Annotated in this window: 6 protein-coding genes; 1 reads left to right on the plus strand and 5 read right to left on the minus strand. The window is 47.2% G+C overall.

Annotation, left to right across the window (positions count from 1 at the left end):
* Positions 1–213 precede the first annotated feature (213 nt).
* Positions 214–1,860, minus strand: coding sequence for an acetolactate synthase large subunit (locus RIG66_RS12685; RefSeq protein WP_446378518.1), 1,647 nt, complete (start codon positions 1,858–1,860; stop codon positions 214–216).
* Positions 1,861–2,095: 235 nt separating this feature from the next.
* Positions 2,096–3,460 carry an NAD-dependent succinate-semialdehyde dehydrogenase gene (locus RIG66_RS12690; RefSeq protein WP_446378520.1) on the minus strand — a complete coding sequence of 455 codons (1,365 nt, stop codon included), beginning with the start codon at positions 3,458–3,460 and terminating at the stop codon, positions 2,096–2,098.
* A 553-nt stretch (positions 3,461–4,013) separates the two neighbouring features.
* Between RIG66_RS12690 and RIG66_RS12695 the strand changes: the two genes are divergently transcribed.
* Entirely contained in the window at positions 4,014–4,754 is a 741-nt protein-coding gene (locus RIG66_RS12695; RefSeq protein WP_446378526.1) for a DUF554 domain-containing protein, read from the plus strand.
* On the opposite strand, the gene RIG66_RS12700 is transcribed toward RIG66_RS12695, so the two are convergent.
* From RIG66_RS12700 to RIG66_RS12710, 3 genes are all read right to left on the minus strand, one after another.
* Positions 4,741–5,031 (minus strand): DUF2470 domain-containing protein, encoded by a 291-nt coding sequence (locus RIG66_RS12700; protein WP_044207414.1) that lies wholly within the window; start codon positions 5,029–5,031, stop codon positions 4,741–4,743. The genes RIG66_RS12695 and RIG66_RS12700 overlap by 14 nt on opposite strands.
* Positions 5,032–5,127: 96 nt before the next feature.
* Positions 5,128–5,652: a hypothetical protein gene (locus tag RIG66_RS12705; protein WP_446378522.1), complete on the minus strand. Its 525-nt coding sequence runs from the start codon at positions 5,650–5,652 to the stop codon at positions 5,128–5,130.
* A 126-nt stretch (positions 5,653–5,778) separates the two neighbouring features.
* On the minus strand, positions 5,779–6,855 hold the full coding sequence (locus RIG66_RS12710; protein ID WP_446378524.1) for a hypothetical protein: 1,077 nt from the start codon (positions 6,853–6,855) through the stop codon (positions 5,779–5,781).
* Positions 6,856–7,069 lie beyond the last annotated feature (214 nt).

A 7,069-nucleotide genomic window follows, 5' to 3' on the forward strand; every position in this document is an offset into this window, starting at 1 on the left:
AGGTGAGGTGAATGGTGGTAGGTGTGAGGTTTTTTCGCCTCCAACAGACAATTCCATCCTGACACCCGACACCCGACACCCGACACCCGACACCCGACACCCTTGCTCAACCGAGCTTTCACCTTAAGTTGACACCAATGGGCATTGCCGTGCCCCTACGATAGGTGGCGTTTGTGCGTCACTCAAGACTTCAGAAAACGCCAGTTTTATGACCTACATCTTACAACTCAAATCCCCAGCTTTTTGACTAAAGCGGAGATTTTCGCCATAGTCTACAGGGCAATCAATCACCGTCGGCACATCTTGGCTTAAAGCTTCTTTCAGCGTGGGAATAAACTCCGCCACTGAATTCACCCGATAGCCTTTTAACCCCATACTTTCGGCAAACTTGACAAAATCGGGATTGCCAAATTTAATAAATGCTGAGTCGCCAAATTGATTGTGTTGTTTCCACTCAATCAAGCCATAGCCACCATCATTAAAAATTAAGGTGACAAAGTTTGTGCCGACTCGCAGGGCGGTTTCCAATTCCTGGCAATTCATCATAAAACCGCCATCACCCGTCACCGCGACAACATTCCGATCCGGATGGACTAATTTTGCCGCGATCGCGCCCGGCATGGCAATCCCCATAGCAGCAAAACCATTGGAGATAATACAAGTGTTGGGACGATCGCAGTGGTAGTGGCGTGCCATCCACATTTTGTGGGCACCGACATCGGAGATAACAATATCTTCAGGTCCCATCACCTGACGTAAGTCATAGATAAGTTTTTGCGGCTTAATCGGAAACCCCTCATCATTGGCATACTGTTCATAATCCGCCCGGATATTGGAACGTAATTCCACCGCATGGGGCGTCGCCTTACCTTCGCGATCCGCTTGTTTCATAATTTCATTCAGCGAATCCGAAATATCGCCAACCACTTCCACCAACGGAATAAAGCTACTGTCAATTTCAGCATGGCTAGCACCAATGTGAATAATCGGAATCTTGCCCTCTGGATTCCATTTCTTCGGTGAATATTCGATTAAATCGTAACCCACCGCAATCACTAAGTCCGTTTCATCAAAGGCACAGCTAACGTGATCACGCTGTTGTAATCCCATTGTCCATAGGGCTAGGGGATGGGTATAGGGAATCACCCCCTTGCCCATAAACGTATTGATCACTGGAATATTCATCCGGGTGGCAAATTCCGTTAGGGCTTCTGCCGCATGGGCGCGAATTGCCCCATTCCCGACTAAAATTAAGGGATTTTTTGCCTTGGAGATGGCAACCGCCGCTTTGCCGATACTCCGGAATGAGGCATAGGTTTTTTCCCGTTCATCTTTCGTCAGGGGTTCCCCAAAAACGGGCATGGCGGCGATATTTTCCGGCAGATCAATGTGAACTGCGCCCGGTTTCTCACTTTGCGCCAGTTTGAAGGCTTTACGGACAATTTCCGAGGTATTACTGGGACGGACAATTTGCGTATTCCACTTGGTTACGGGGGCGAACATTGCCACCAAGTCTAAGTATTGGTGGGATTCGATATGCATGCGATCGGTTCCCACCTGTCCGGTAATCGCTACCACTGGCGCACCATCTAGGTTAGCGTCAGCTACCCCAGTCATTAAGTTGGTTGCCCCTGGTCCTAAAGTGGAAAGACAGATGCCCGCCTTTCCGGTTAAACGTCCATACAAATCCGCCATAAACGCTGCCCCTTGTTCATGGCGGGTGGTGATGAATTGAATGGAGGAGTGCTTGAGTGCTTCTAACACATGCAAGTTCTCTTCTCCCGGCAATCCAAACACGTATTCGACGCCTTCATTTTCCAGGCATCTGACTAGCATGTCGGCTGTATTCATTTCGCCCATCTCAATTTTCCCCTTAATCTGTTTTGGTTATCGTTTGATGGTTAGCGCGATGTCCTATTTCGTCGCAATTCGTGCCTGCTGAAATTTCAGCAGGACAAGTTAGAGGGGGCTACAGCTAGGACTGGCTGTTAGCTATCCCCGGTAAAAATTCAAAGCTAAGGATCAAAATCCTATTGTTAAAATTCGGTTTTTTTAACAATAGCCTTTACGGTCGTCTCCCGTCCATAGTTCTTAACTATTTCATCCAAACGGTTTTAATGTTGACAAATTCGTGAATTCCTTGTATCCCTAATTCCCGTCCATAGCCGGAACGCTTAATTCCGCCAAAGGGTAGGCGGGGATCAGATTTAACTAATCCATTGATAAAGACAGCGCCAGCTTCAATCTCGTCAATGAGCCGTTGGGCTTGGGTTTCATCCGTTGTCCACGCACTCGCCCCTAAACCAAACGGAATCGCATTGGCTTTAGCAATTGCCGCGTTAATGTCAGGAATTCTAAACAATAACGCCACCGGTCCGAAAAATTCTTCGTTATCGGCGGGGGTTCCTGGAGGAAAGTTCGCCAAGATAGTCGGCGGATAAAAATGACCCGGACGATCTAAGGGTTTGCCCCCAATCAGAACCTTAGCGCCTTTTTCGATACAAGCTTGTACTAGCTGATCTAACTCTTGGAGAATGCTGGGCGTTGCCAAGGGTCCAATATTGGTGCTTTCCTCCATTGGATCACCCACATTCAGGGCTTTAAATTTTTCAACCAAACGGTTTTCAAACTCATCCGCGATCGCATCGGCTACAATGAAGCGTTTAGCGGCGATGCAGGATTGACCATTATTCAGCATCCGGGCGGTAACGGCGGTGGTAACGGCGGCGTCTAAGTCGGCGCTTTCCAGGACAATAAATGGATCACTTCCGCCGAGTTCCAGCACAGTTTTCTTTAGGTGTTTCCCAGCAGTAGCGGCTAACGATGCGCCTGCGGGTTCACTTCCGGTTAAAGTAGCAGCTTTAATCCGGGAGTCACTGACAATGGCTTCAACTTGAGAAGCACCAATTAATAAGGTTTGGAATGCCCCTTCCGGAAACCCTGCTTCCTTTATAATGTCCTCAATTGCCAAGGCGCATTGCGGCACATTCGAGGCGTGTTTCAGGATACCGACATTTCCCGCCATTAACGCAGGGGCGGCAAACCGAAACACTTGCCAGAACGGAAAATTCCACGGCATGACCGCTAGAATAATCCCTAAGGGCTGATAGCGGACAAAACTCTGGCTGGCATCGGTGGCAATCTGATGATCTGCCAAAAACGTCGCCGCGTTTTCAGCGTAGTAACGGCAAACCCAGGCACATTTCTGCACCTCCGCGATCGCACTTTTAATCGGTTTGCCCATTTCCAAGGTCATCAGCTGACCAAACTTGACCTTATCCCGTTCCAGAATATCCGCCGCCGCATTCAGCCAGTTTGCCCGTTGCGCCATTGGCGTCTTCCGGTACGACTCAAACACCTGTTGTCCCAGGCTGAGTTTGGCTTCTATCGACTCATGATCTAGTGGCTCAAAGGTTTTGAGCGTTTCTCCCGTTGCTGGGTTAATTGTGGCGATCCCCATAGCCTTCCTCTTCGACTCCATTACTTAAGATGGAGTTAGCAGTTTCATTCTCAAGTCTACTGCGATGGTGTCTTGTAAAAGACAATACATTTACATTGCTTTACATTTTAGCTTAGGTCGGCGGTAGGGGTTTTGTTTCCAAACCCAGAATTTAGTTCCCAGTAGGGGTTTTGTTTCCAAACCCAGTTTCCAAACCCAGTTTCCAAACCCCTACCCCTAATCAAGTAAGCCATAATAACAACCAGGGTAAACGCATCTTAACTGTTTGGGGATTGAGGTAAAATAGAGGGCTTACCGTTTAGCCAAAAATAGCTCGGTTCCCAGCAATGTTTCCCTGTTCCTCGCTCCGAGGTAGGATAGGAGTACTTCAATAACTTCCGATATCAGCAGTAACTGGGTGGCTAAAGGATGACACTGACTCTAGAATCGAGTTTGATTCGAGTGGTTGTCGCCTCTAACAACTGCAATTGGAAAGTGCCGATCGCATTCATCGAGCTTTGGCTACATACACGATAAGTATGCTACGCCACTATTAACGTTGACAGTTAATGTTTTGCTGACTGATTTCTTTGCCAAGACAAGCGGCACTTGGACAAATGTGATAACGGTAGCTATTGGTACAACTGTCGGGTTGTTACTTAAGCACCGTTTACCTAAATCCATGCAACAAATTATCACCCAAGGGGTAGGACTTCTCACCCTATTTCTGGGTGTCACCATGGCGGCGAGTATGACTCAGGTGCAAGCAGGGCGCATTGATGGTGTGGTGTTGGCGCTGATTAGCATTGTGTTGGGGGGATTACTGGGAGAATGGTGGCAAATTGAAGCTAGACTGCAATCGGTGGGACATTGGCTGAAAACTCGGTTTCGCGGAAGTGGTGCGTTCACAGAAGGGTTTGTGGCGGCTAGCTTATTGTTTTGTGTGGGTCCAATGACGTTGCTGGGAAGTCTGAATAATGGCTTGACGGGTGACGATACATTGCTGACACTGAAAGCGGTAATGGATGGAATCGCCGCGATCGCACTTTCCAGCAGTTTTGGAATTGGTGTCGGTTTTTCGATTATTGTGATTCTCGTCTATCAGGGCGGAATTTCTCTGGTGGCGGGAGTCTTGGCGCAAGCCATCCCTGATCCCGCCACTGATCCCCGCATTCTCTTGATTACCGGGGTAGGGGGATTAATGATTTTGGGGACGGGAATCAACCTGTTACAGTTGACCCACATCCGTGTTGCGTCCTTTTTACCCGCCTTGATAGCCGCTCCGTTAATTTATCACGTCGCTAGGTTGATTTAGCCGCACCTCTGGCTTGCTTCACCATGTCAATTAACGTGTGATGGGCGTCTTCAGAGTCTTTGAGAGTGTGATCAAACTCAATGCGTAAGGGAACCGACTCACCCTGACGTTGGGCGATTAAATTCATCCCTGTCGCATCAATGGACTGCATTTGAGCCGACTCGGTATCGGGAGAGTTCCCGAAGGTACGGGCGTAAAGCGCGATCGCGTCACCATGATCCTCGTTCATGTGCTTACAGATGCGATCGCTGACTTGTTGGGTAAACTGTTCAGACATAACTCCTACTGGTAATATGGGATAGTTGTATTGTTTCTCAAACTTGGGTGTTGCTGCAATTCTGACGTTTCACTGAGTCTGGGAATGGCGGGGATTTTATTCGGGATTTCGGGAAGCACGAAATTGTTTGAAACTCCTGCTCAAAATCCAGACGCTGATTAATTCTAATAATACGCCAAAACTCAATCTTAGTATCCGTAGCGGTTGAATAGATTTTTGTTGGGTTTCTCCCCGATAGAATCCTATCGGTTGATTAATTAATTGATTTTTTATTTCTTTAAGGCTAAATGTCCAGGATTGCTCATCGGCTAACACTGTCACTTCATCAGCACGACAATCAATGGATTGAATAGATGGGTAGGCATAAGTATGAAAAATTTGTTTTTCTGTAGGGAATTTACCGTTATCAAAAGTAACGGAGTACCAATAAGCAACCGTTGCACCTCCATTTCCCTGATATAAACGAATGATTGCTTCTGTCGATGAAATTTGACATTGCATCATTAATGTTTCAAATTGAGGATTTCCCCATACATTGCGGTCTGGCAATAGTAGCTTAACGCCCCAAATGGCTAAAAGTAGGGCGAGAATACATTGAAGTAACGCTGACGCTTTTCTCATGTTATGAACAGCTAAGGGAACTAGCCTTGCGAATCTCTCCCTCTCCCAATTAACTCATTCTTTGTCACCTTCAATATACTCTGCGATCGCCTCCAAGTCTTCTATGGCTTCAGCAACGTCTAAATATTATTCTGCCTGATCCATCTGTTCAACCACATTACCCCATTCTTGAATAACCGCTTGCAGTTCAGTAGGCAATGCTTCAACACTAGACTCAATATACTCAACAGTGCCATAACGGGCGCTGAGTTTAACCCTGGGTGCATCAGCGTCATCTGGAACAGGTGGCTGATAGCGAATTCCGTCGAAATGGGAAAAATTGGACTGCTCAAGCTGACGCAACAGTGCTTGGATTTGCGACTGACTAACCGCTTCAGTTTCCCGATTCATCACCTCGCCATCACGTTCTTGAATATAAATCAAGCGTTCATCATTCTCCAACATTAATGTTTCTTGTTCACCCGACTCGTGGTTAATCGTGCTTTGGAAGACTGTTTCGTCGCCCAGCATACGGGGATTCACCATGGGAATGAACCTGGGAACGACATCAGGGCTACTGGCGGTTTCATTGAGGCGAATCGTATCACCAGAGTTATCCGTGTGATAAATCCAGTATTGAACACCGTCGCTGATGACAGCACGCCAGCCTAGAATAGCAATCTCAGTACAGAGTTGATTGGGATCAGCAAGCCCATAGCAGCCATTCCAAGTTTGGGGATCAGCATCGATAATCCCTAAGCTTTCAGAGGGTTTCAATCCACTGGATCGGGCAGTTTCAAAGATGCGATCGCGGATTGACGGTGGCAAATTGTTTTCCAGGGTAGATAGGCGAATCTGATCGCCCGACAAATCGGTTCGGTAAAAATAACTTTTATCGCTTTGGGTATCAATCACCTCAACTTGCCAGCCTTCTGTGAGGGCGGCTAGGCATGATTCAGCAGGTCCCCCCAGCCCTAAGCAGCCGTCTGACCAGGTTTCGCGGCTGTGGCGACCAATTGCCAGTTGCTCAACAGTAACATTCAGGCGATCGGCAAGGGCAACTTGGACTTGATTACTAATAGTGTCTGGCAATGGCTGATCAGGAGTTTCTGCTACTGTTGTTGTGTCTGGGCTATTAGCCGGAGTAGAAACGGGTTGAGGGTTTGTTGAGCAAGACCACAAAAGAACTGTACTGAGCAACGAAAATGTAATGCGATGAATCATCTGGATTAGTTTGAACAGACAATTTCAATCTAGCTTCCAGAGATAAGCTCAACCGAGTTTGTTACGGGAATTGATAGTTGGTAAAAGTATAGTCAAATATAGACAGACTGAATTTCATTGCAGAAATTCCCTTCACTTTTACTTTGAGAGATTAATTCTCCTTGGATGAACTACGCACCTCTCTATCCCATAGCGGTTAAACGCATTTGGGAAT

The sequence above is a fragment of the Coleofasciculus sp. E2-BRE-01 genome, from assembly GCF_040221695.1.
Taxonomy (GTDB): domain Bacteria; phylum Cyanobacteriota; class Cyanobacteriia; order Cyanobacteriales; family Coleofasciculaceae; genus Coleofasciculus.